We start from the raw sequence: 21,602 nt of genomic DNA on the forward strand, positions 1-21,602 counted from the left end.
GTACCGCCGCCCGGCAGGCCGTGTCCTAGTCGGCCGTCCCGTACATCCGGTCGCCCGCGTCGCCGAGGCCCGGGACGATGTAGCCGTGCTCGTTGAGGCGCTCGTCGACCGAGGCCGTGACGACGGTGACCGGCGTGCCCGCCAGCTCGCGCTCCATGACCTCGACGCCCTCGGGCGCCGCCAGCAGCACGACCGCCGTGACGTCGTCCGCGCCGCGCTTGATCAGCTCCTGGATCGCCGCGACCAGCGTGCCGCCCGTGGCGAGCATCGGGTCCAGTACGTACACCTGGCGCCCGGAGAGGTCCTCCGGCATACGGGTGGCGTACGTGGAGGCCTCCAGCGTCTCCTCGTTGCGGATCATGCCCAGGAAGCCCACCTCGGCGGTCGGCAGCAGCCGCACCATGCCGTCGAGCATGCCCAGCCCGGCCCGCAGGATCGGCACCACCAGGGGCTTGGGGCTCGTCAGCTTCACACCGGTCGTCCGGGTCACCGGGGTCTCGATGTCGACCTGCTCGGTGCGCACGTCCCGGGTGGCCTCGTACGCGAGCAGGGTGACCAGCTCGTCGGCGAGCCGCCGGAAGGTCGGGGAGTCGGTGCGCCTGTCGCGCAGCGTGGTGAGTTTGTGCGCCACCAGCGGGTGGTCGACGACGTGGATCCGCATGCCCTCAACAGTAGCCCGCACTGGCATCAACCCCCGCCGCGGAGGGAAGGTGGGGTGGACGGACCCAGCCTGGGGGTGGTCGTGATGCCGGACCCGCAAGAGCCGGAGCGGAAGCAGGACGGCCGGGCGCCGGACCGTCAGGAGGCCGACGCCGAGCGCCGGCGGCGCCGGGCCCAGTTCCTGCGGGAACTGAACGAGGCCAAGGCGCTGCGCGACCGCGTCCAGCCGCGCCGGGCCCGGGCCGCGAGGATGCGCCAGCAGATGCGGATGCGTACGTTCCGCTGGTGATCCGCCCGGGACCTCGGGCCCGTTCCGTGGGCGGTCGCCGGTGATTCGCTGGTGACACGGACCGGGCATCGGACTCAGACTGGTGCACGACGCAAGAGCGGAACACCTCTCCTGAGGGCCCCGGATCTGCCACGATGCCGAGTGGGCGGGGCATCGAAGGAGCGTGCCGCCCGATCGTCACACCTCTGATCAGTGGGAGAGTCACGGTGTACTTCGCCGCACTGCTCGCGCGCACCGAAGACGGGTGGGAAGCGAGCGACACAGAGCTCGACGATGTGGAGACCTTGTCGGATCTGACCGAGCTGGCCCGTGATGCCTCGGTGGACGACGACACGGTGATCGTCTTCATCGAGCAGGAGGACGCATGGTTCGGCATCGTCCGCGTGGAGGGTGAGGACGACCCTCGTATCTACGTGTCCGACGGAGCGGCCGCCGCCCGCTCCTCCTACGGGGAGATCCTCACCAAGGAACTGCTGGGCGACGACCAGGACGACGACGGCCCCGACCTGGACGCGCTGGACCTCGACGGCACCGAGGACGGAGAGCCGGTCGAGGACGACGACGAGGAGGAATCGGCGGTGGCGGCCGAGGCCGTGCCCGCGGAGCCGGTCGGCGACCGGCTGATCCTGGCCGACCTCGGCCTGTCCGAGAAGGAACTGCTGGGCCTCGACACCGACGCCCTGTCCGAGATCGCGGACGCGCTGGGCGCCGCGGAGGTGCTGGAGGCCGTCCGCTAGTGCGCCCGGCCCCGATGTTCCCGCCCACCACGACCGATCCCGTCCGGGACCCCTGGCGCGCGCCGATGGGGCGCGCGCTGGAGGAGGCCGGGCGTGCCGCGCGGGCCGGTGACGTACCGGTCGGCGCGGTCGTGCTGTCCCCGGACGGCACGGTCCTCGCCACCGGCCACAACGAACGCGAGGTGACGGGCGATCCGACCGCGCACGCCGAGGTGCTGGCGCTGCGCCGGGCCGCCGCGGCGTACGGTGAGTGGCGGCTGACCGGCTGCACGCTGGTCGTCACGCTGGAGCCGTGCGTGATGTGCGCGGGCGCCCTGGTGCAGTCCCGGGTGGACCGGCTGGTGTTCGGGGCCCTGGACGAGAAGGCGGGAGCGGTCGGTTCGCTGTGGGATCTCGTACGGGACCGGCGGCTCAACCACCGGCCCGAGGTGGTGCAGGGGGTGCTGGCGGAGGAGTGCGCGGCGCTCCTCACCCGCTTCTTCCGGGACCGCTGAGGCGGCCGCGGATCCGTGTCGACCATGGATTTCTGTGAAGCGGCACCTTTGGGCTAAGCTCTCTCTCGGTAGCGTGTCCGAGCGGCCGAAGGAGCTCGCCTCGAAAGCGAGTGTGGCGCAAGTCACCGAGGGTTCAAATCCCTCCGCTACCGCTCTTGTGTGAAGGGCCCCGGCGCATCGGCGTCGGGGCCCTTCGCGTTGCCGCCCGCGGCCGGCAAGAGGCCCCGGCGGGCGGGGCCTTGGACCTGGGAGGCTCGGTTAGACTCACCCGACCGCCGAGGGGATCACAGGGGAGAGACGGGGAGCCGGGTCGATGGTGCAGGCCAAGAAGATCACGCTGTACGTGGTCGTCGTCTTCGTGCTGTACACGATCATCAACTCCCCCGCCCGGGCGGCCGACCTGGTGCAGGTAGGGTTCGAGGGCATTTCGAGCGCCGCGCAGGGCGTCGGCGACTTCATGACCGAACTCGTCAACTAGGAGTCCCCGTGATCCGCCACCTGGTCCTCTTCAAGCTCAACGACGGAGTGCGGCGCGACGAGCCGCGCGTCACCGCGGCCGTGAGGGCGTTCGAGGAGCTCGGCGGGATCGTCCCGGAGCTGGAGTTCTGGGAGTGCGCCTGGAACATCACCGACCGGGACATCGCCTACGACTACGCCATCAACTCGGCGGTCGCGGACAAGGACGCCCTGAAGCGGTACATCGAGCACCCGGCCCACCAGGCCGCCGCCGGTCAGTGGCGAGAGTTCGCCACATGGGTGATCGCCGACTACGAGTTCTGACCCCGCCCGCCGCCTCCGGCCGGTCCCTGACGCGAGCCCCGCACCCCGCCGGTGCGGGGCTTTTCGCTACCCGTACGCCGACAACACGACGTTATCAGGTGCTTGCACACAGTGCACATGTCTTGTGATGCTATGACCGCTTTTGACGGATGAGTTGACGTAATTGACCGCGAGATCGACCGCGAAGGGGTGGCGTGAACGTGCCGGCCAGTACGACGCCTCAACAGGTGCCGCCCCAGAACGAGCCGGAGGCCCGCACCGCGGCACAGGGGCGGGCCGCCGACACCCGAGCCCTCACCCAGGTGCTGTTCGGCCAGCTCAAAACGCTGGAGCCGGGCACCCCGGAGCACAACCGGGTGCGCGGGGCCCTCATCGAGGCGAACCTGCCCCTGGTGCGGTACGCGGCCGCCCGCTTCCGCTCCCGCAACGAGCCGATGGAGGACGTGGTCCAGGTCGGCACGATCGGCCTGATCAACGCGATCGACCGCTTCGACCCGGACCGCGGCGTGCAGTTCCCGACGTTCGCGATGCCCACCGTGGTCGGCGAGATCAAGCGGTACTTCCGCGACAACGTCCGCACCGTCCACGTACCGCGCCGGCTGCACGAACTGTGGGTGCAGGTCAACGGCGCGACCGAGGATCTGACGACGGCCCACGGACGGTCGCCCACGACCGCCGAGATCGCCGAGCGGCTGAAGATCTCCGAGGACGAGGTGCTCTCCTGCATCGAGGCGGGCCGGTCGTACCACGCGACGTCCCTGGAGGCCGCCCAGGAGGGCGACGGCATGCCGGGGCTGCTGGACCGGCTCGGCTACGAGGACCCGGCACTGGCCGGCGTCGAGCACCGGGACCTGGTGCGGCACCTCCTCGTCCAACTCCCCGAGCGGGAGCAGCGGATCCTGATGCTGCGCTACTACAGCAACCTGACGCAGTCCCAGATCAGCCAGGAGCTGGGCGTCTCCCAGATGCACGTGTCAAGACTCCTGGCCCGCAGTTTCGCCCGGCTCAGATCCGCAAATCGAATCGACGCGTAACCTGATCAGGTAGACCCGTTCAGCCCCTTAACGGGTGGCCAAAAGGCCCCACACCCCCTGTTTCCAGCGCATACTTGCCGCATTCTTGTCGACAAGTCACTACAGCGTGTTGCCGACATGTGACATTCTGCTGGAACCGCGTTTGCCGCAGTCTCGGCTCCGGTATTCAGGTGGAGGCTGCGTTCCTCCGATGGTCGCGGCCCACGCGACCGTCCGCGACCTCAAGGGGGTGGCATGTCCGCAGAACAGGGCAGCTCGAAGGTGCTCACGCTCACGCCCGTGCCGGAGTCCGTGCCCGCGCCGGAGTCCGTCCCGGCGCCCGTGCCCGTACCCGCGCAGAGCGGACCCGCTACGGCTCCCGACACCACCTCGGAGCCCCTCGACACCCGCACGCTGTCCCGCTCCCTGTTCCTGCGGCTCGCGGCCCTGGACGCCGAAGGCGTGGAAGGCCCGGAGCGCACCTACGTGCGCGACACGCTCATCGAGCTCAACCTGCCCCTCGTGCGGTACGCGGCGGCCCGCTTCCGCTCGCGCAACGAGCCGATGGAGGACATCGTCCAGGTCGGCACCATCGGGCTGATCAAGGCGATCGACCGGTTCGACTGCGAACGGGGCGTGGAGTTCCCGACGTTCGCGATGCCGACGGTCGTCGGTGAGATCAAGCGGTTCTTCCGCGACACCTCGTGGTCGGTGCGCGTGCCGCGCCGGCTCCAGGAGCTGCGGCTGGCCCTGACCAAGGCGAGCGACGAGCTGGCACAGAAGCTCGACCGGTCGCCGACCGTCCCCGAACTCGCCGCCGTGCTGGGCGTGTCCGAGGACGACGTGGTCGACGGCCTCGCGGTCGGCAACGCCTACACGGCGTCCTCGCTCGACTCGCCCTCCCCCGAGGACGACGGCGGCGAGGGCTCCCTGGCCGACCGGCTCGGGTACGAGGACAGCGCCCTGGAGGGCGTGGAGTACCGGGAGTCCCTCAAGCCGCTGCTGGCCAAACTCCCGCCCCGCGAACGGCAGATCATCATGCTGCGGTTCTTCGCCAACATGACGCAGTCGCAGATCGGCGAGGAGGTCGGCATCTCCCAGATGCACGTCTCGCGGCTGCTGACCCGTACGCTCGCGCAGCTCCGCGAAGGACTCATCTCGGACTGAGCCCGGTCGCGGACTTCATGACTGACGGGCCGTCAGCCACACTGGCGCGATGACGCGCCGGTACGGCCGGGTGGCGGTGGCGCTCCGCCTGCGCGGGGCGCCGGCCGCCCTCCGGCCCTCGACGTGCCCGGCCCGCCACCACCCGCGCCCCGCCGCGTCACCGCCGCCTGGGATCAAGGGCGAGTGAGCCGAAGGGGCGCCGGCGGTGCCAAAAGGGAGAACGCGCGGAGGTTCCGAGGAACGAGGAACCGAGCACGATCGACCGTCGGTGCCGGCTGAAGGCGCCCCGGAGGCGAACCGAGCCTGAAAAAGAGGGCCGAGCACGATCGACCGTCGGTGCCGACTGAAGGCGCCCCGGAGGCGAACCGAGCCTTCGGAAAAGCAGATCAGCCCAGCGCGAGCCAGGCGACCGCGGCGACGATGACGACGGCCGCGATGATGCCCGCGATCAGGCCGACCCGCGAGCCGGACTGGGCGGCGACCTGCTGCGGCTGCCGCGGGGTGCCCTCGTCGACGAAGGCGCGGAACATCTGCGTGCTGCCCGCCGGGTCGTAGTTGCCGTCGGGGCCCTGGGGGTTGTGTGCCATGGAGCAGGACCCTAGCGAACCTCACCCTGCCACCCAACCTCCGCCTTCCTTTGCCAGGACTTTAGGCACCTTCGCCCCTTTTTAGTTTGCCTGTAGCAACCAACAGCTTCTATGGTTGCCCTAAGCAACAAGATGCGTGGGGGTGCCATGGCCGAGCGGAGTCAGTACGAAGAACTGGCCCGGCAGCTCAGCGCCATCGGCGCCGTGAAGCGCGGACTCACGCGGGCCCTGCCCGCCGAGTGCCCGGGCGGATCGGCGGCGGTGCTGTCCCTCCTCGCCCACCACGGGGACATGCGGATGAGCCGGCTCGCCGAGCTGCTCGCCGTCGACACGTCGGTCACCAGCCGCCATGTGGCGCACGTGGTGGACCGGGGCTGGATCGAGCGGCTGCCCGACCCGGACGACCGGCGCTCCCGCATCCTGCGGCTCACCCCCTCGGGCCAGGACATGCTCGACGACCTCGGGCGCCGTACCACGGACATGTTCGCCCGCACCCTCAAGGACTGGTCCGACGACGACGTCGGACGGCTGACCGCGCTGCTCGCCCGCCTCCGGGACTCCTTCGGAGACTGCCGGGCGCACCCCACCCGTACACCCGCATCAACGACGTAAAGGAAGTCCATGGCTACGACCACACCGGCCGGTGTGCGGGGCGGCCACGCCAAGACCCGTGACGATGGCGCGCCGATGACGCACCGACAGATCATGGAGGCGCTCTCCGGGCTGCTGCTCGGGATGTTCGTCGCCATCCTGTCGTCGACGATCGTCTCCAACGCCCTCCCCGAGATCATCTCCGACCTCGGCGGCGGCCAGAGCGCCTACACCTGGGTCGTGACCGCCTCGCTGCTCGCGATGACGGCTACCACCCCGCTGTGGGGCAAGCTGTCGGACCTCTTCTCCAAGAAGCTGCTGGTCCAGATCTCCCTGGTCATCTACGTCCTGGGCTCGGTCGTCGCCGGCCTGTCCCAGAACTCCGGCATGCTCATCGCCTGCCGCGTCGTCCAGGGCATCGGCGTCGGCGGTCTGTCCGCCCTCGCGCAGATCGTGATGGCCGCGATGATCTCCCCGCGCGAGCGCGGCCGCTACAGCGGCTACCTCGGCGCCACCTTCGCCGTCGCCACCGTCGGCGGCCCGCTGCTCGGCGGCGTCATCACCGACACCGACTGGCTCGGCTGGCGCTGGTGCTTCTACGTCGGCGTCCCCTTCGCCGTCATCGCGCTGATCGTGCTCCAGAAGACCCTCAAGCTCCCGGTGGTCAAGCGCCAGGTCAAGGTCGACTGGTCCGGCGCCTTCTTCATCAGCGCCGCGGTCTCGCTGCTGCTGGTGTGGGTGACCTTCGCCGGTGACAAGTACGACTGGCTGTCGTGGCAGACGTACACCATGGTGGGCGGCTCGATCGTCCTCGGTGCGCTGTTCCTGCTCGTCGAGTCGCGGGCGAGCGAGCCGATCATCCCGCTGCGGCTGTTCCGCAACCGCACGATCACGCTGGCCTCGCTGGCCTCGCTCTTCGTCGGTGTCGCGATGTTCGCCGGCACGGTCTTCTTCAGCCAGTACTTCCAGCTCGCCCGGGACAAGTCGCCGACGATGTCCGGCGTCATGACGATCCCGATGATCGGTGGTCTGTTCCTGTCCTCCACGGTCAGCGGCCAGGTCATCACCAAGACGGGCCGCTGGAAGGCGTGGCTGGTCAGCGGCGGTGTGCTGGTGACGGCGGGCCTCGGTCTGCTGGGCACCATCCGGTACGACACGGAGTACTGGCACATCGCGGTCTTCATGGCCGTCCTGGGCCTGGGCCTGGGCATGATGATGCAGAACCTGGTGCTCTGCACCCAGAACCAGGTCGACCCCTCGGACCTCGGCGCCGCCTCGTCCGTGGTCACCTTCTTCCGGTCCCTCGGCGGTGCCATCGGCGTCTCGGCGCTGGGCGCGGTCATGGCCAACCGGGTCACCCACTACGTCCAGGACGGCCTCGCCGACCTGGGCCCGAAGGGCGCGGCACTGGGCCACGGCGGTACGGCCGGCGGGGGCATCCCCGACCTGGACGCGCTGCCCGCCCCGCTCCGCACGGTCATGGAGACGGCGTACGGGCACGGTGTGGCGGACGTCTTCCTCTACTCCGCCCCCTTCGCCCTGATCGCCTTCCTCGTGACGCTGTTCATCAAGGAGGTCGCGTTGAAGAGCCACGCGAAGCCCGAGCCCGGCACGGACGCCACGGCGGCCCCGGGAACGACGGGAACCACGGGCACCCCTGGCGCCCCGGTGGAAACCGCCGCGCGGCGCGCCACCGCCACGGCCGCCTCCGCGGCCCTGGCGCCGGACACGGCCCTCGCACCGGACACGGCCGGCGCGCCGGAGGTCCGACCCGCCGCGGCCCCCGCCGGGAACGGCACGCCCGTCCACGGCACCGTCCGCACCGCCGAGGGCACGCCCGTCGCCCGCGCCGCGGTCACGCTGATCTCCCTCGGCGGACGGCAGCTCGGCCGCTCGGTCGCCCAGGCCGACGGCGCCTACGCGCTGGACGCGCCCGGACCCGGTTCGTACGTCCTGATCGCCTCGGCCGACGGCTTCCAGCCGCAGGCGTCCACCGTCGTGGTGGACGGGGAGGCCCTGGCCTACGACGTCCTGCTGTCGGGTACGAGCGGACTCGTCGGTGCCGTGAGGGCCGCCGACAGCGGGGAGCCCGTCGAGGGCGCGATGGTGATCGTGACGGACGTGCGCGGGGACGTCCTCGCCACCGGTGCGTCCACCCAGGACGGCACCTTCGCCTTCGCGGAGCTGGTGCCGGGCACGGTGACCGTCGCGGTCACCGCCGAGGGCCACCGGCCGCTCGCCCTGCCGGTCGAGATCGGCGGCCAGGGCGTGACCCGGGTGGAGGCCCTGCTCCGGTCCGGCGCGCGGCTGCGCGGCACGGTGCGCGCCGGGGCGGCCCGCCGGCCGCTGGCGGACGCGCGGGTGACGCTCGTCGACGCGGCCGGGAACGTGGTGGCGACGGCGACCACCGGCGAGGACGGCGCGTACGCGTTCGCCGACCTCGACACGGGCGAGTACACGGTCATCGCGACCGGCTACCCGCCGGTGGCCGCCGCCCTGACGGTGGCCGGCCACGGGGCCGACGACCACGACGTCGAGCTGGCCCACCCCGGCGCGTAGCCGGGACACGAGACCCCCGGCCGCACGTCGAGCGGAGGCGCGGCCGGGTGGGGCGGCAGGCAGGGGACGGCCTGCCGCCCCCTTCTTTTTTCGGCGCTCCGGTGCCGCGGTACGAGGAGAGAAAACGGGAATGGGACTTCGCGCACAGGTACGGACGCGGGACGGCTGGGCCGTCCAGCACGCCGTGGTGACGGTCACCGACACCACCGGCGGGCAGGTGCTGCGGGCCGAGGCGGACACGGAGGGGGCGGTGGTCGCCGACGCGCCCCTGGCCCCCGGCCCGTACACGGTGATCGTGACGGCGGTCGGCTACGCCCCGGCGGCGTCCACCGCGCTGGTGACGGCGAGCGGCCGGGCCGAGGTCGGCACCGTCGTCCTGGCCCGGGCGGGCGGCGTCGAGCTCCCGCCGCCGGGTGCCTGGACGCTCGACCCGGCGCACTCGACCGTCGGCGCGGTCGCGCAGCACCTGGGCATCTCCAGCGTGCACGGCCGCTTCACGGACTTCGGCGGGCGGATCGAGATCGCCACGGACCTCACCGCCTCGCGCGTGGACGCCGTGATCTCGGCCGCGTCCATCGACACGGGCAACGCGCTGCGGGACAAGCACCTGAAGTCGCCCGACTTCCTGGACGTCGAGGCCCACCCTGAGATCACCTACCGCGGCCGCGGCATCAGCCCCGCCGGCCCGGACCGCTGGACCGTGCACGGCGCGCTGACCCTGCACGGCGTGGTCCGGGACGTCGACCTGGACCTCACGTACCTGGGCACGGGCCCCGACCCGTGGGGCGGGGTGCGGGCCGCCTTCCGGGCGACCGCCGAGCTGCGCCGGGAGGACTTCGCCATGAACTACAACCAGGTGGTCCAGGCGGGGATCTCGGCGATCGGCACCACCCTGCGGGTGGAGCTGGACATCCAGGCCGTGCAGGGGGACGCGCTGCCCCAGGGCTGAGCGGGAGCGCCCTCAGGCGCCCCTGGCCACCATGGCCTCGATGCCCGCGATCTGGAGGTCCAGCGCGAACCGGAAGTCCCGGTCGCGCATCTCCGCCACGGTGTCCCCGCCACGGGCCTCCATCATCCGCTCGGCCTGCGCGAAGTGCTCGCTGTAGGCGGGCTGTTCGCGTACGGACCCCATGGCGTCCCGGAAGTACTCGTCCTGGGTCGTCCCGGCCTCCTCGCACCGCACGCGGAACTGCCCCTCCACGGTGCCGAAGCCGTAGACGAACTGGAACACCGAGGCCAGCGCGCCGGTCTGGAGCCCCAGCGGCAGCCCGGTGTCGGCGATCACCTGCTGGGCCGTGCGCGCGAACTCCATCGAGTGGGGCCCCATGTTGAGGAAGCGGCCGACCAGCGAGGACGCCCAGGGGTGGGCGACGAACAGCGCCCGGTAGGAGCCGGCCAGCTCCCGGAGCCGCTCGCGCCAGTCCGCCCCGGGCCCGGAGGCGGGGAGGGTCAGCTCGCCGACCACCCGGTCGAGCGCCAGCTCCAGGAGGTCGTCCTTGGTGTCGACGTACCAGTAGACCGACATCGCCGTCACGTTCAGCTCGGCCGCGAGTTTGCGCATCGAGAACTTGCCGAGGCCCTCGGCGTCCAGCAGCCGGACCGCCACCTCGGTGATCTTCTCCCGGTCGAGCCCGGACGGCTGGTCGGCCTTCCGGGCCCGGGACGGCCTGCCCTCCAGCCACACGCTCGTCCGTCGCGCCGACACCATGGCTCTCCTCCTCGTTCCTGGCCCGATGCTATGTCCCGGACGCGACTTCGGAGGGGGCGGCTCCGGCGCGCTCGGCCCGCCGCAGGAGCACGGCCGCCAGGAGACCGCCCGCCAGGACCGCCGCCGCGCCGACAAGCTGGCTGGTCTCCAGCCCGGTGGCGAACGCGTCGGCGATACGGGCCTTCTCGGCCGGCCCGCCGGCCGCCGCGAGCGCGGCGGGCAGGGACGCGGCCGGGACGGCGACGAGCGCGGCGAACCGGGCGTTGAGCACCGCGCCCAGGACGGCGACGCCCAGCCCGTTGCCGAACTCCGCGAGCGTGCCGTTGATCCCGGCGCCCACGCCCGCCTTCTCCGGCGGGATCGCGCTCATGATGGCGTTGGCCATGGCGGGCATGGACAGAGCCACACCCGCGCCCATGACGACCAGCCCGAGCAGCATGCCGCCGTACCCGTGCTCCCCGCCGAGGACGGCGATCGCGGCGAGCCCGGCGGCGACCAGGGCCATGCCGGTGGCGATGGTCGCCGGCGTGCCGAGCCGGGGCAGCAGCCGCGCGCCGACGCCGGCGAGGTTCAGTACGACGACGGTGAGGGCGAGCGGCGCGGTGCGCAGGCCCGCGTCGAGCGGCCCGTACCCCAGGACGAACTGGAGGTGCTGGGTGAGCAGGAACAGCGAGCCGGTCATGCCGAAGGCGACCAGGACGGCGCCCGCGACCGCGCCCACGAACCGCTGGTCGCGGAAGAAGTGCATGTCCAGCATGGGGTGCGGGACGCGCAGCTCCCACAGCGCGAAGAGGGCGAGGACGACCACGCCGAGCGCGGCGGAGAGCAGTACCCGGCCGGACGTCCAGCCGTGGTCGGGACCGGAGATGATCGCGAACACGACCGCCGTCATGCCGAGGGTGGACAGCACGGCGCCGACGAGGTCGGGCCGGTCGCCCTGCTTGTGCCTGGACTCCGGTACGAGGGCGGCGACGGCGCCCAGTCCGATGCCGGCGACGGGGATGTTGATCAGGAAGATCGCGCCCCACCAGAAGTGGTCGAGCACGAACCCGCCGAGCAGCGGTCCGGCCGCGAAGCCGAGCGAGCTGACGGTCGACCACAGGGCGATGGCCTTGACGCGCTCGGTGTCGTCGAAGACCTGGACGACGACCGCGAGGGTCGTGGTCATCAGCAGCGCGCCGCCGACGCCCATGCCCGCGCGGGCGGCGATCAACTGGGCGGAGGTCTGGGCGAGTCCGGCGGCCAGCGAGCCGATGCCGAACAGCGCGAGGCCCGAGAGCAGCATCCTCTTGCGGCCGTAGCGGTCGGCGGCGTTGCCGGCGGTCAGGAGCAGTCCGGACTGGACCAGCGAGTAGGCGTTGATCATCCACTGGATGTCGGCGGTGGAGGCGTCGAGCTCCTTGGTGAGGGAGGGGATCGCGACGCTGAGGACGGTGTTGTCGAGCAGCACGGTGAGCTGGGCGAGGCAGATCACGCCGAGGATCAGCCAGCGCTGCGGGTGGCCACCACCGGGTGTGGGGGCGGGAGTCGGGGGTTTCCCGGCGGCGGTCGCCGTCATACGGAAGGCTCCTTGTACGGTGTACGGGACTCGGTCTCGTACACCGTACAAGGTCACCCTTACGCTGTATAACGTTTTTTCGTGGTGATGGCGGGGGACGGGGTTACGCGGGGTCGGTCAGGTCGTAGAGGGTGACGCCCTCCACGGTCACGGCGGTGAAGGTGGACGTCACCCACGCCGTGATCGCGGCGCCGGTGCCCCCGCCGGGACCGCCGCCCATGGCGCCGCTCGCGCCGCCGCCCGCGCCGCCGATGAACCAGTGGATCCGGCCGTCGGCCACGTACCGCTGGAACCGGGCGAGCGTGGGGGACGGATCGCTGCCGTTGAAGCCGCCGATGGCCATCACGGGCTTCCCAGTGGCGAGTTGGTGGCTCGCGGCGTTCTGGGAGCCGATCGCGGCGGCGACCCAGGTGTAGTCCCCGGCGTCGCGGCCGAGCCTCGCCTTCACGGCGGAGCCGACGTCGGCACCGTCCAGGAGGCCGCCCATGCCGCCGGGACGTCCACCGCCCGGCGGCCGGCCCTCCGGGGCCTGGCCCTGCGCCGGGACTCGGCCCGGGACCGGGGCCCGACCGCCGGGCGCCTGGCCCTCGCCGCCCGGGAGCTGGCCGCCGGGGACCTGGCCACCGGGCGCCTGGCCCTGGCCGCCCGGGAGCTGACCGCCCGGGGCCCCCGGGCCCAGGCCGCCCGGGCCCGCCCCGCCGGGCCCGTCGGCGCCCGGGCGGAAGCCGCCCGGTCCGCCGCCCCGCGCGGAGGCCGGGCCGGCCGTGACGATGGAGCCGGTGTGCCCCGTCCCGAGGGTCGACCACGTGTACGCCGCCGGCCCGGCGAGCGCGGCCAGCAGCCCGAGGCCGGCCGCCCCGACGGCCACCCGCCGCCCCAGCCGCGCGCCCGCCGCCAGCCCCGCTCCGGCCACCGCGCCCGCCACCAGCACCGCCCACCGCAGCCACGGCAGGTGGTCGGGCGTCCGGCCGAGCAGCACGTACGCCCACCCGGCCGTCCCGGTCACCACCACCGCCAGCGTCACCGAGGCGGCCGCCCGCGACCGCTCCTCCCACAGCACCGTCACGCCCATGCCCACCAGGGCGGCGATGTACGGGGCGAGGGCGACCGTGTAGTACTCGTGGAAGATGCCGGCCATGAAGCTGAAGACCGCCAGGGTCGTCAGCAGCGAGCCGCCCCACACCAGGAACGCGGCCCGGGCCGTGTCGGTCCGCGCGGCCCGCCGGGTGACGACCAGCCCGGCGACCAGCAGCACCAGCGCGGCGGGCAGCAGCCAGGAGATCTGGCCGCCCACGGCGTCGCCGAACATCCGCCCCGCGCCGGTCTCGCCCCAGCCGCCGCCACCACGGCCACCGCCACCGGCCCCGCCCGCGCCGCCACCGCCGACGCTCCCGGTCTCGTCGCCGTTGAGGCGGCCGAGCCCGTTGTAGCCGAAGGTCAGCTCCAGGAAGCTGTTGGTCCGCGACCCGCCGACGTACGGCCGGGACGACGCCGGCCACAGCTCCACCACCGCGACCCACCAGCCGCCCGAGACGACCATCGCCAGCCCGGCCAGGGCCAGTTGACCGAGCCGGCGGAGCGGCCGGGCCGGCGCGCACACGGCGTACACCACCGCCAGCGGCGGCAGGATCAGGAACGCCTGGAGCGTCTTGGTCAGGAACGCGAGGCCGACCGCGACCCCCGCCCCCACCAGCCACCGCGTCCGGGCACCCTCCAGCGCGCGCAGCACGCCGTACACGGTGACCGACATCAGCAGGGCCAGCAGCGCGTCGGGGTTGTTGAACCGGAACATCAGCGCGGCGACGGGCGTGAGCGCCAGCACGGCACCCGCGAGGAGCCCGGCGGCCGGGCTGAACCGCCGCCGCACCGCCGCGTACACCACGGCGACCGTCCCCACCCCCATCAGCACCTCGGGCACCAGGATCTGCCACGAGCCGAGCCCGAAGAGCCGTACGGACAGGGCCATCGGCCACAGGGCGGCCGGGGGCTTGTCGACGGTGATGGAGTTCGCGGCGTCGGACGAACCGAAGAAGAAGGCCTTCCAGCTCTCGCCGCCGGCCTGGACCGCCGCCGAGTAGAAGGAGTTGGCGTAGCCGGAGGCGTCCAGGTTCCACAGGTACAGCAGACCGGTGGCCAGCAGCAGCGCGAGGAACGCGGGCCGTGCCCACGGGGCGTCCTCGCCCCGCCCCCGCCACACCCGCCGGGCCGCGCCGCCCGGCCCTGTCGTCGTCGCCGTCGCCGTCGCCGTCGCCGGCCGGGGTGTCGTCGTCATCGGGCGTCCTCCGCCGTGTCGTCGTGGGCGCGCCGGTCGGGGAAGACCCACGTGCGGAAGAGCAGGAAGCGCAGCACCGTCGCCGCCAGGTTCGCGGCGATCAGCACCGCGTACTCGGCGCTCCGCGAGGCGTTCCCGGCCGCCGCGTCCAGCGCGGTCAGCGAGCCGCTGGTGAGCGCCAGCCCGATGCCGAACACCACCAGCCCCTGAGCCTGGTGGCGCACGGCCCGGTCCCGGCCCCGTACGCCGAAGGTGAGCCGCCGGTTGGCGGCCGTGTTGGCGACGGCCGACAGCAGCAGGGCCGCCCCGTTCGCCGCCTGCGCCCCGGTCCCGGCCCGGAGGGCCGCGTACAGCGCCAGATAGAGGAGCGTCGACAGGGCACCGACCACGCAGAACCCGACGAGCTGCCGGGCCAGCCCGCCCGGTACGCCGCCGATCGTCCGGTCGCGCGGGTCGTCACCGAACGGCCGTGCCAGCCGGTCCAGCGGCAGCGTCCCCTTCGCGAGGGCGCGCCCGACCCGCCACACGCCCCTCAGGTCCTCCACCGCCGTCCGCACGATGTGGACGGTCGAGTCGGGGTCGTCGACCCAGTCGACCGGCACCTCGTGGATGCGCAGCCCGGCCCGCTCGGCCAGCACCAGCATCTCGGTGTCGAAGAACCAGCCGGTGTCCTCGACCATCGGCAGCAGCCGCTCGGCGACCTCCCGCCGTATCGCCTTGAACCCGCACTGGGCGTCGCTGAACCGGGCGGCGAGCGAGCCGCGCAGGATGAGGTTGTACGTACGGGAGACCAGCTCCCGCTTCGGCCCCCGCACCACCCGTGAACCGCCCGCCAGCCGGGAGCCGATCGCCAGGTCCGAGTGGCCCGAGATCAGCGGGGCGATCAGCGGCAGCAGGGCGTTGAGGTCGGTGGACAGGTCGGCGTCCATGTAGGCGAGGACGGGCGCGTCGGAGTGCGACCAGACGGTCCGCAGCGCCCGGCCACGCCCCTTCCGCTCCAGCCGCACCGACCGCACCTCCGGCAGCAGGGCCGCCAGCCGGGCGGCCACCTCCGGCGTGCGGTCGGTGCTGGCGTTGTCGGCGACCGTGATGCGGAAGCCGTAGGGGAAGGTGCGGGCCAGGTGCTCGCGCAGCCGCAGCACGCACGGTTCGAGGTCCTTCTCCTCGTTGTACACGGGTACGACGACGTCGAGTACGGGCCGCCCGGCGCCGTCCACGGGAAGGTGTTCCCGGGCGGGCAGGGCCCCGGCAATGCATTCGGTTGCCATGCCGTCGACCGTCGCGACGGGCGCTGTCACACCGGTGTGACGACCCTGTGGTCCGCCTGTGAGTCCTGCCGGTCCGGGCCCGGCAGGCGTACGGCGAACACGGTCCGGCCCGGGACGCTCCGCACGCCCACCTCGCCCCCGTGCGCGACGACCACCGCCTGGACGATGGCCAGCCCCAGGCCGGTGGAGCCGGCGTGCCGGGAACGGGAGGTGTCCCCGCGCGCGAAGCGCTCGAAGACGTGCGGCAGGAGCCCGTCCGGGACGCCCGGCCCGTCGTCCTCGACCTCCACGACCGACCACGGCCCCTCGGAGCGGACCCGCGCGGTGACGGTGGTGCCCGGCGGGGTGTGGGTGCGGGCGTTGCCGAGCAGGTTGACCAGCACCTGGTGCAGCCGCGCGGCGTCCGCCCGGACGGTGACGGGCGCGTCCGGCAGCTCCAGGCGCCAGTGGTGGTCCGGCCCGGCGGCGCGGGCGTCGCTCACCGCGTCCACGACGAGCGGCGCGAGATCGGCGCTGCCGTACGAGAGCGGGCGGCCGGCGTCCAGCCGGGCCAGCAGCAGCAGATCCTCCACCAGCCCGGTCATCCGGGTGGCCTCCGCCTCGATCCGCCCCAGCGCGTGCTCCGTGTCCGGCCCGGGCCTCTCCCGGCCCCGCCGGGTCAGCTCGGCGTACCCCCGGATCGACGCCAGCGGCGTCCGGAGCTCGTGGCTGGCGTCCGCGACGAACCGGCGTACCCGAATCTCGCTCTCCTGACGCGCGCGCAGGGCCGCGTGCACATGGTCGAGCATCCGGTTGAGGGCCGCGCCGACCTGGCCGACCTCGGTGCGCGGGTCGGCCTCGGCGGCCGGGACGCGCTCGTACAGCGCCGGCTCGCCGCTGTGCAGGGGCAGTTCCCCGACCCGCCGGGCGGTGGCGGCCACCCGCCGCAGCGGGCGCAGTGCCACGGAGACCAGGGCGCCGCCCGCGAGGCCGGCGGCGACCAGGCCGGCCCCCGTCACGCACACCTCGACCAGGATCAGGGTGCCGACGGTGTCCTGGACGTCGCCGACGGGGAAGCCCAGCACCAGCGTGCCGTCGGGGGACGCCAGCACCCGGTAGTCGCCCAGCCCGGGCAGGGAGGCCGGGTGGACCCGGCCGTCCCGGGGGACGGCGGACAGCGCGGCGGTCTGCGCCCGGTCCAGCGGGCCGGGCGGGTCGTCGGGCCGCTCGCCCACGGACCGGCCGGCCGTGCTCAGCGGCGCTTCGGGCCCGTCCGCGCGCCCGCCGACGGTGCCGAGGTCCTGCCCGGGTGCCGTGACGAACCGGAGGTCGTCCCACCGGGGCCCGGCCGCCCTCCTGACGGCCTCCGTGAGCTGCTCGTCCTTCTGGCCCGTCAGGTACGAGCGCAACGCGACCGTGGTGACCGTGCCGATCACGGCGGCGACGACCGCGATCAGCGCCACCGCCGACACCACCAGCCGCGTCCGCAGCGACCGGCGCCGCATCACTCGCCCGGCTTGAGGAGGTACCCCGCGCCCCGCCGGGTGTGGATCATCGGCGAGCGACCCGCGTCGATCTTCTTCCGCAGGTACGAGATGTAGAGCTCGACCACGTTGGCCTGGCCCCCGAAGTCGTAGCTCCACACCCGGTCCAGGATCTGCGCCTTGCTGAGCACCCTGCGCGGATTGCGCATGAGGAACCGCAGGAGCTCGAACTCGGTGGCGGTCAGGTGGATCCCCTGCCCGCCGCGCGTCACCTCGTGACTGTCCTCGTCCAGCACCAGGTCACCCACCACCAGGACGGACTCGCCCCGCGCCGGCGCGGTACCGGACCTGCGGATCAGCCCGCGCAGCCGGGCCACGACCTCCTCCAGGCTGAACGGCTTGGTGACGTAGTCGTCCCCGCCCGCCGTCAGCCCCGCGATCCGGTCCTCCACCGCGTCCCTCGCGGTGAGGAACAGCACGGGCACGTCGGGCGCCTCGCGCCGCAGCCGGCCGAGCACCGTCAGCCCGTCCATGTCCGGCAGCATCACGTCCAGGACGACGGCGTCCGGCCGGAAGTCCCGCGCCGAGCGCAGCGCCCCGGCGCCGTCCCCGGCACTGCGCACCTCCCACCCCTCGTACCGCAGGGCCATGGACAGCAGCTCGGCGAGCGGGTCCTCGTCGTCCACGACGAGCACCCGTACGGCGCTTCCGTCGGGCCTGAGCAGTTCGGTGCGCCCCTGGGGCGAGGAGACGGTCATGGTCCGACGCTCCCGCGCGTCCCTGAGAGGTCCCTTTCCCCTTTCTGTGAAAAGGCTGAGAAAAGGGGGGGCGGGGCCGGGCCCCGGGACCGTCTAGGGGAGCGCGAACAGCCGCGCCGCGTTGCCGTGGCAGACCGCCCGCAGCCAGTCGTCGCCCAGCCCGAGCGCCTCCAGCGCCCGGAGCTGGTGGAGGTAGGCGTACGGGATGTTGGGGAAGTCGCTGCCGAGCAGGATCCGGTCCCCCAACTCCAGCAGCCGCCCCCGCTCGCCCTTCGGGAAGGGCGCCAGGCGCTCGCCGAAGTCGGTGAACGCCATCGTCGTGTCCAGCCGCACCTCCTCGTACCGCTCGGCGAGGCCGAGGAAGTCGGCGTACTCGGGCAGGCCCATGTGCGCCACGACCAGCCGCAGCCGGGGGTGCCGGGCCAGCAGCCGAGCGACCGGCCCGGGCCCGGTGTGCTCGCCCGGGGCGGGGCCCGAACCGCAGTGGATCACGATCGGTACGCCGGCCTCGGCGAGCAGCCCCCAGGCGCCGTCCAGCGACGGGTCGTTGGGGTCGTACGCGCCGACCTGGACATGCGCCTTGAACACCCGCGCGCCCCCGTCGACCGCCTCGGCCACGTACCGCTCGACGCCCTCCTCCGGGAACAGCGTCGCGGTCCGCAGGCACCCGTCCACCCGCCCGGCGAAGCCGGCCGCCCAGTCGTTGAGCCACTCCGCCATGCCCGGCTTGTGCGGGTAGACCATCGACGTGAAGGCCACCACCCCGAACTCCCGCAGCAGCCCGACCCGCCGGTCCTCCTCCTCGCGGTAGGTGATCGGCCACGGCGTCCCGGTCAGCGGCCCCACGTCGTCGAAGTACGCCCACACCTTCCGCAGCACCCGCTCCGGCATGAAGTGCGTGTGCACGTCGACGAGCCCGGGCAGCCCCAGCCGCTCCCAGAACGCCCGGACGCGCGGCGCCTCGTCATCCCCGCTCAAAGCCGTAGCTCCGCTCGACCCGGCCGACGTGCACGGCGTACCGCTCGTACCAGTCGGCGCGGCCGCGCCGCATGGCGGCCTGGTGCTCCTCGCTCGCCCGCCAGGCGGCGATGGCCTCCTCGTCCCTGAAGTACCCGACGGTGATGCCCAGACCGCCGGGCGTCCGGGCCGACTCGTACCCGAGGAAGCCGGGGACGTCCCGCACCAGCTCCTCCATGCGCCGGGCGGTCTCCGCGTAGCCCTGGTCGTCGGCGGCGCGGACGGAGGTGAAGACGACGGTGTAGTAAGGCGGTTCGAGACCGCTCACAAGGTGATCACTCATGCGGCTCACCCTCCGTCGCGGCCCGGCGGGGTGTCCAGGTCTCCCGGCGAACGGGATCCGAGTCTTTACCCGGCCCGCGCCCGGCCCCCGCCCGCGCCGTGGTGCCCCGGCGCCGGCCCCGGTGCCTCCCACCGGACGCGTCCGCCTCCGACATGCCCCCAGGCACCCGCCTCCAGCGGCCCGCACCGGCGCCCGCGCCCGCGCCCGCACCCGGTCAGAACAGCCCGCCCTGCTCCCCCGGCGACGGCGGTCCGGCGACCGGCACGGTCGTCCCCTCCCCGCGCCCGGCCGCGACCAGTTCCCACCCGGTGACCAGCCGCGTGTCCAGCACCAGCGCCCGCCCGTCGGGCGCCTCCAGGTGCAGGTCGGGCCCCGCGGCGGCGACGAGCGTGCCCGCCACGCGGCCCCCGTCCACCAGCTCCCGCACCACCCCGTCGATCCGGCCGACCCGGTCCAGCCCGAACACCTCCGCGTGGTCGGCCACCCGCAGCTCCACCGGCTCCAGCGTGTCCGCCCACCCGGGCACCGCCACGGCCCGCCGGTACAGCTCCGCCACCTCCGCCGCCCGCTCCGCCCGGCCGGGCAGCCCCACCCGTGCCGCCCGCTTCGCCGCGTACGGGATCCGGTCGGGCACCCCCAGCGCCGTCCCGAGCACCTCCTCGGTCCGCCGCGCCGCCATCAGCGGCCCGCGCCCCAGCCAGCCGTACGCCACGGCACCCTGCTCCAGCAGCCGGGCGTCACCGCGCTCCTCGGCCGTGATCCCCACCTTCACCATGCCCGCCCCGAACCAGGCGAGATACACGCGGTACGTCCGGGGGTCGTCCGCCACGGTGTCCGCCGCCACGGAGTGCGCCCGCTCCAGCCGCGCGCACTCCCCGCACCGCGCCCCGGTCCCCCGCCCCGCCACGACCGCCCCGAGAGGACACCGGTTCCCCCGCGCCCCCACGCACCGCCGCTCCCCCACCGCCCGGAAGGCGATCTCCCGCCCGACCCCCGGCGAACTGACCCGCCCGCCCTCCCACACCAGGACCGGCACCCCGCCCCGCCACCGCAGCCCCTCACATCGCCAGCCCATGCGCGCAACGGTACGACCCCACGCCCGAACGCCCCCGAAGCCCCCGAACGTCCGTCCCGGCATCCGCGCGGGGCCGCGGGCTCTGGCCGGAGCGCCAACCCGGTGACGCGGGCTCGTCCTTGCCGAGGGACCGGCCGTGGACGGTGATGTCGACCCGGATACGCCAGAAGGCCCCCGGAACAATCCCGGGGGCCTTCTGTCTGTGTGCACTCGGCAGGATTCGAACCTGCAACCTTCTGATCCGTAGTCAGATGCTCTATCCGTTAAGCTACGAGTGCTTGTGCTTCCCGGGCTTTTCTGCCCGGTCGGCGTTGCGGGAACAACATTACATGACCTGCGCCGTGACGCGAAATCCGTTAACCACACCCCCTCTGACCTGGGAAAACGCCCATACGGGCGCTGTCCGGGGGTGCGGCGGGGGATCACCCGTGCGGGTGCGGCGGGGGGATTTCCGGGCCGGGAACGACCGAAGCCCCGGCCGTGGGGCCGGGGCTTCGGGTGGTGCGGCGGAGGCGGAGGGATTTGAACCCTCGATGGGCTTTAAGACCCAAACCGCATTAGCAGTGCGGCGCCATAGACCGGACTAGGCGACGCCTCCAGTTGTTTGCCCGCACCCGCGCGGGCGCGAGTGGTGCGTGCAGATGATGACACAGCCCAAGGGGGTGTCACCAATCGGTCCCCACGGTACTAGGCGGGCGGGGCGCAGGGCAAAGGCGTTCCGGGCGGGCGGTGCGGGCGGGACGGGGGCGGGGCGGCCGGGTTGCGCAACGCGGCGGGGGCTGGAGCGTTAGTGGGGTGAGGGATGCCGGGCATCCCGACGGATCCGTACCCCCAGGAGTTCGTATGCTGCGCCGTCTCGTTCTCACCTCCGCCGCCTCCCTCGCCGCGCTCGGTGCCGCCGCGCCCGCCGCCATGGCCGGTGGCGGGCCCCTGCCGCTGCCGCTGCTGGCCGGGACCGACTCGCTGACCGTCACCGTGAAGAACTCGGGCAACCCGATGGCGGACGGCACCTTCGAGCTGAAGTGCGGGCTGCGGACCGCCGAGGGGAACCACCCGCGCGTGCAGGGCGCGTGCGACCGGCTCGACGAGCTGGCCGAGGAGGGCAAGGACCCGTTCGCACCCGTGGGCAAGGACCGGATGTGCACCATGCAGCACGGCGGCGCCGCCACCGCCCACATCACCGGCACCTGGCAGGGCCAGGACGTCGACGCCCACTTCAAGCGGACCGACGGCTGCGAGATCGCCAGGTGGGACGCCCTGAAGCCGGTGCTTCCGATGGCCCGGTCGTAGAGGAACCCGCACACAACCGCCGTCGGGCCCACA

Annotated in this window: 23 protein-coding genes and 3 tRNA genes; 13 read left to right on the forward strand and 13 right to left on the reverse strand. The window is 73.2% G+C overall.

Annotated features, from left to right (window positions below; genetic code table 11):
* Positions 1 to 25 precede the first annotated feature (25 nt).
* Complete coding sequence (gene upp / locus ACZ7LK_RS27300) at positions 26 to 661, reverse strand: uracil phosphoribosyltransferase (RefSeq protein WP_392276826.1); 636 nt, start codon at positions 659 to 661, stop codon at positions 26 to 28.
* An 84-nt stretch (positions 662 to 745) separates the two neighbouring features.
* Between upp and ACZ7LK_RS27305 the strand changes: the two genes are divergently transcribed.
* From ACZ7LK_RS27305 to ACZ7LK_RS27345, 9 genes are all read left to right on the forward strand, one after another.
* On the forward strand, positions 746 to 949 hold the full coding sequence (locus ACZ7LK_RS27305; RefSeq protein WP_392276885.1) for a hypothetical protein: 204 nt from the start codon (positions 746 to 748) through the stop codon (positions 947 to 949).
* A 206-nt stretch (positions 950 to 1,155) separates the two neighbouring features.
* Positions 1,156 to 1,686 (forward strand): tRNA adenosine deaminase-associated protein, encoded by a 531-nt coding sequence (locus ACZ7LK_RS27310; protein ID WP_392276825.1) that lies wholly within the window; start codon positions 1,156 to 1,158, stop codon positions 1,684 to 1,686.
* A 14-nt stretch (positions 1,687 to 1,700) separates the two neighbouring features.
* A complete protein-coding gene (gene tadA, locus ACZ7LK_RS27315) occupies positions 1,701 to 2,180 on the forward strand; it encodes a tRNA adenosine(34) deaminase TadA (protein WP_471143977.1) in 480 nt (159 codons plus the stop codon).
* 67 nt (positions 2,181 to 2,247) lie between these two features.
* Positions 2,248 to 2,332, forward strand: a tRNA-Ser gene (locus ACZ7LK_RS27320).
* Positions 2,333 to 2,493: 161 nt separating this feature from the next.
* Complete coding sequence (locus ACZ7LK_RS27325) at positions 2,494 to 2,658, forward strand: hypothetical protein (protein WP_167536386.1); 165 nt, start codon at positions 2,494 to 2,496, stop codon at positions 2,656 to 2,658.
* Between the two features lie 8 nt (positions 2,659 to 2,666).
* Positions 2,667 to 2,960, forward strand: a complete 294-nt coding sequence (locus ACZ7LK_RS27330) for a Dabb family protein (RefSeq protein WP_392276823.1) — start codon at positions 2,667 to 2,669, stop codon at positions 2,958 to 2,960.
* A 227-nt stretch (positions 2,961 to 3,187) separates the two neighbouring features.
* Positions 3,188 to 3,994: an RNA polymerase sigma factor SigF gene (locus ACZ7LK_RS27335; protein WP_392276822.1), complete on the forward strand. Its 807-nt coding sequence runs from the start codon at positions 3,188 to 3,190 to the stop codon at positions 3,992 to 3,994.
* A gap of 234 nt (positions 3,995 to 4,228) precedes the next feature.
* The gene (locus ACZ7LK_RS27340; protein ID WP_392276821.1) at positions 4,229 to 5,140 is read left to right on the forward strand and encodes an RNA polymerase sigma factor SigF; all 912 of its coding nucleotides are present in this window, start codon (positions 4,229 to 4,231) and stop codon (positions 5,138 to 5,140) included.
* 49 nt (positions 5,141 to 5,189) lie between these two features.
* A complete protein-coding gene (locus ACZ7LK_RS27345; RefSeq protein ID WP_471143905.1) occupies positions 5,190 to 5,327 on the forward strand; it encodes a hypothetical protein in 138 nt (45 codons plus the stop codon).
* A gap of 199 nt (positions 5,328 to 5,526) precedes the next feature.
* On the opposite strand, the gene ACZ7LK_RS27350 is transcribed toward ACZ7LK_RS27345, so the two are convergent.
* A complete protein-coding gene (locus ACZ7LK_RS27350) occupies positions 5,527 to 5,727 on the reverse strand; it encodes a hypothetical protein (protein ID WP_392276820.1) in 201 nt (66 codons plus the stop codon).
* Positions 5,728 to 5,874: 147 nt separating this feature from the next.
* Between ACZ7LK_RS27350 and ACZ7LK_RS27355 the strand changes: the two genes are divergently transcribed.
* The 3 genes from ACZ7LK_RS27355 (at position 5,875) to ACZ7LK_RS27365 (ending at position 9,826) form a co-directional block, all read left to right on the forward strand.
* The gene (locus ACZ7LK_RS27355; RefSeq protein WP_471143907.1) at positions 5,875 to 6,339 is read left to right on the forward strand and encodes a MarR family winged helix-turn-helix transcriptional regulator; all 465 of its coding nucleotides are present in this window, start codon (positions 5,875 to 5,877) and stop codon (positions 6,337 to 6,339) included.
* A gap of 75 nt (positions 6,340 to 6,414) precedes the next feature.
* On the forward strand, positions 6,415 to 8,877 hold the full coding sequence (locus ACZ7LK_RS27360; protein ID WP_471143979.1) for an MFS transporter: 2,463 nt from the start codon (positions 6,415 to 6,417) through the stop codon (positions 8,875 to 8,877).
* Positions 8,878 to 9,007: 130 nt separating this feature from the next.
* Positions 9,008 to 9,826 (forward strand): YceI family protein, encoded by an 819-nt coding sequence (locus ACZ7LK_RS27365; RefSeq protein WP_469463515.1) that lies wholly within the window; start codon positions 9,008 to 9,010, stop codon positions 9,824 to 9,826.
* Between the two features lie 12 nt (positions 9,827 to 9,838).
* On the opposite strand, the gene ACZ7LK_RS27370 is transcribed toward ACZ7LK_RS27365, so the two are convergent.
* From ACZ7LK_RS27370 to ACZ7LK_RS27420, 11 genes are all read right to left on the reverse strand, one after another.
* Complete coding sequence (locus tag ACZ7LK_RS27370; RefSeq protein ID WP_392276816.1) at positions 9,839 to 10,585, reverse strand: TetR/AcrR family transcriptional regulator; 747 nt, start codon at positions 10,583 to 10,585, stop codon at positions 9,839 to 9,841.
* 28 nt (positions 10,586 to 10,613) lie between these two features.
* The gene (locus tag ACZ7LK_RS27375) at positions 10,614 to 12,143 is read right to left on the reverse strand and encodes an MFS transporter (RefSeq protein ID WP_392276815.1); all 1,530 of its coding nucleotides are present in this window, start codon (positions 12,141 to 12,143) and stop codon (positions 10,614 to 10,616) included.
* A 103-nt stretch (positions 12,144 to 12,246) separates the two neighbouring features.
* On the reverse strand, positions 12,247 to 14,415 hold the full coding sequence (locus tag ACZ7LK_RS27380; protein WP_471143909.1) for an ArnT family glycosyltransferase: 2,169 nt from the start codon (positions 14,413 to 14,415) through the stop codon (positions 12,247 to 12,249).
* A complete protein-coding gene (locus ACZ7LK_RS27385) occupies positions 14,412 to 15,683 on the reverse strand; it encodes a bifunctional glycosyltransferase family 2/GtrA family protein (protein ID WP_471143910.1) in 1,272 nt (423 codons plus the stop codon). Before ACZ7LK_RS27385 ends, ACZ7LK_RS27380 begins: the two co-directional genes overlap by 4 nt.
* Positions 15,684 to 15,709: 26 nt before the next feature.
* A complete protein-coding gene (locus tag ACZ7LK_RS27390; protein ID WP_471143911.1) occupies positions 15,710 to 17,167 on the reverse strand; it encodes a sensor histidine kinase in 1,458 nt (485 codons plus the stop codon).
* Positions 17,167 to 17,904, reverse strand: coding sequence for a response regulator transcription factor (locus ACZ7LK_RS27395; RefSeq protein WP_392276811.1), 738 nt, complete (start codon positions 17,902 to 17,904; stop codon positions 17,167 to 17,169). Before ACZ7LK_RS27395 ends, ACZ7LK_RS27390 begins: the two co-directional genes overlap by 1 nt.
* A gap of 93 nt (positions 17,905 to 17,997) precedes the next feature.
* On the reverse strand, positions 17,998 to 18,882 hold the full coding sequence (locus ACZ7LK_RS27400; protein WP_392276810.1) for an amidohydrolase family protein: 885 nt from the start codon (positions 18,880 to 18,882) through the stop codon (positions 17,998 to 18,000).
* Positions 18,869 to 19,204, reverse strand: coding sequence for an antibiotic biosynthesis monooxygenase family protein (locus tag ACZ7LK_RS27405; RefSeq protein ID WP_469463519.1), 336 nt, complete (start codon positions 19,202 to 19,204; stop codon positions 18,869 to 18,871). Before ACZ7LK_RS27405 ends, ACZ7LK_RS27400 begins: the two co-directional genes overlap by 14 nt.
* A 214-nt stretch (positions 19,205 to 19,418) precedes the next feature.
* Entirely contained in the window at positions 19,419 to 20,279 is an 861-nt protein-coding gene (locus ACZ7LK_RS27410; RefSeq protein ID WP_471143913.1) for a DUF2797 domain-containing protein, read from the reverse strand.
* 205 nt (positions 20,280 to 20,484) lie between these two features.
* Positions 20,485 to 20,557, reverse strand: a tRNA-Arg gene (locus ACZ7LK_RS27415).
* Positions 20,558 to 20,786: 229 nt separating this feature from the next.
* Positions 20,787 to 20,877 (reverse strand) — tRNA-Ser (locus ACZ7LK_RS27420).
* A 245-nt stretch (positions 20,878 to 21,122) separates the two neighbouring features.
* On the opposite strand from ACZ7LK_RS27420, the gene ACZ7LK_RS27425 reads away from it, so the two are divergent.
* Positions 21,123 to 21,569 (forward strand): SSI family serine proteinase inhibitor, encoded by a 447-nt coding sequence (locus tag ACZ7LK_RS27425; RefSeq protein ID WP_392276807.1) that lies wholly within the window; start codon positions 21,123 to 21,125, stop codon positions 21,567 to 21,569.
* Positions 21,570 to 21,602: the final 33 nt, after the last annotated feature.

It is taken from the genome of Streptomyces sp. NPDC039423, from assembly GCF_055598725.1.